2 protein-coding genes are annotated in these 1,803 nt (G+C 71.3%); one reads left to right on the top strand and one right to left on the bottom strand.

What is annotated here, in order from left to right; all coding sequences use genetic code 11:
* Positions 1 to 837 (bottom strand): helix-turn-helix transcriptional regulator (locus tag IE271_RS40760; RefSeq protein WP_190195457.1); only part of this gene is annotated, 837 nt, incomplete at its 3' end.
* Positions 838 to 1,025: 188 nt separating this feature from the next.
* Between IE271_RS40760 and IE271_RS40755 the strand changes: the two genes are divergently transcribed.
* Positions 1,026 to 1,787, top strand: a complete 762-nt coding sequence (locus tag IE271_RS40755; protein WP_190195456.1) for an SDR family oxidoreductase — start codon at positions 1,026 to 1,028, stop codon at positions 1,785 to 1,787.
* Positions 1,788 to 1,803: the final 16 nt, after the last annotated feature.

The following is a 1,803-nucleotide window of genomic DNA, read 5'->3' as shown; positions in this document are numbered from 1 at the left end:
GTCGTGTGCTGTGCCGTCGGATTCGGTGTGTGAGAGTGCGGCGAGGAGCTGCAGTTTCTCGTCGCTGTCGCTGTCCTTGTCGGGGTAGTAGACGACGAGGATGACGTCGTCGACGGGGAGTTTGTCCCGGTGGAGACGCAGTTCACCGACGACGGGGTGGTGGACGGTGGTGGTGCCGCCGTCGAGGGCGCGGACGTCGTGGCGGGCCCACAGGGTGCGGAAGCGCTGACTGGACAGGGCGAGTTCTCCGACGAGCTCGACGAAGCGGGGGTTGTCCGTGTCGTCCCCGATGGTGGTGCGAAGGGCGGCGACGAAATCGGCGGTGGCCATCGCCCAGTCCTGGTGGAAGGACTGTTCCTCGGGGTCGAGGAGGAGCGAGCGAAGCCGGTTGTGGCCGGGCCGCAGGCGCGGGGAGAGCGCGACGGCCATGGGGTTGGAGGCCAGGACGTCGAAGGCGCGTCCTTCGACGAACGCGGGGATCTGCAGATGGGCGAGGAGCTGGTGCACCCGCGCCGGTACGTGCTCGGGTCGCCTGCGGCGCGGCGCTCTGGGGCGTGCGGCTGCGAGGCCGAGCAGATACGTCCGCTCGACGTCGTCGAGCCGCAGCACGCGCGCGAGTGATGCCAGGACCTGCGGTGAGGGGTTCTTGTCGCGGCCCCGTTCCAGGCGCAGGTAGTAGTCGGGACTGATGCCTGCGAGCAGGGCGACCTCCTCACGGCGCAGGCCGGGCACGCGGCGGTTGCCGCCGGGTGGGAGTCCCGCCTGCGCCGGGGAGACCAGCTCACGCCGGGCGCGGAGGTAGCTGCCGAGCCGGTTGCCGGATTCCTCGTCCTTCATACCGACACCGTAATGCGGTGCGCGTGTCCCAGAGGGGGCCCTGGCAGGGCCAGGGAAAACGAGGGCCCTGCCGCGTTCGGCGGATGCCCTCAAGACTGCGGTGACACCGTCTCGCAGGAGACAGGTACATCGCTGTCTGCGCCGTGGGCATGAACGCCGGCGGCGCCCTGGACCGAAGGGAAGATCTCGTGGATCTCTCCGACCGCACCGTTCTCGTCGCCGGCGGCACCTCGGGCATCGGGCGGGAGCTGGCCCGCCGGTTCGCCGCGGCGGGCAGCACCGTGGCCGTCGGCGGCCGCAGCCCGCAGGCGCTCGCGGAACTCGCCGCAGAAGGCTTCGGCACCGTCAGTGTCGACGTCACCGACAGCGCCTCCGTCGCAGCCGCCCGCGACACGGTGCTCGCCCGGTACCCCGAGCTGGACACCGTGGTGATCACGTCTGGCGTCATGCTCCTGGAGGACCTGCGCGACCCCGCGCACTTCGAGGCGGCAGCAACGACGATCGACACCAACCTGCTCGGCACCATCCGGGTCGTCGACGCCTTCACCCCGCACCTGATCCAGCGGGGTGCCGGCACCTTCGTCACCGTCACCTCCGGCATCGCCTTCCTGCCCTTCCCGCCCATGCCCGGCTACGCCGCCTCGAAGGCCGCGGTGCACGCCTACTCCGAGGCGCTGCGCGCGCAGCTCGACGGCACCGGCGTCGGCGTCGTCGAGCTCGTCCCCCCGGCCGTCGCCACGGCAGGCCAGGAGAAGGTGAACCCGCACGCACTGCCGCTCGACGATTTCGCCACCGAGGTCATGCACCTGCTCGCACAGGACCCCACCCCCCACGAGATCCTCGTGCAGGGCGTCCTCGCGCACCGCTGGGCCGAGCGCGACGGCACCTACGACGACCTCGTCGCACAGCGCTCCCAGGCCCTGGCCATGCTTCCCGGCCGCCAAGGCTGACACCCTTCCCGGCCCG

The sequence above is a fragment of the Streptomyces minutiscleroticus genome (genome assembly GCF_014650875.1).
GTDB classification, from domain to species: domain Bacteria; phylum Actinomycetota; class Actinomycetes; order Streptomycetales; family Streptomycetaceae; genus Streptomyces; species Streptomyces minutiscleroticus.
Note: the sequence above shows the minus strand (reverse complement) of the source record. Positions and strands in the feature narration are given on the sequence as shown.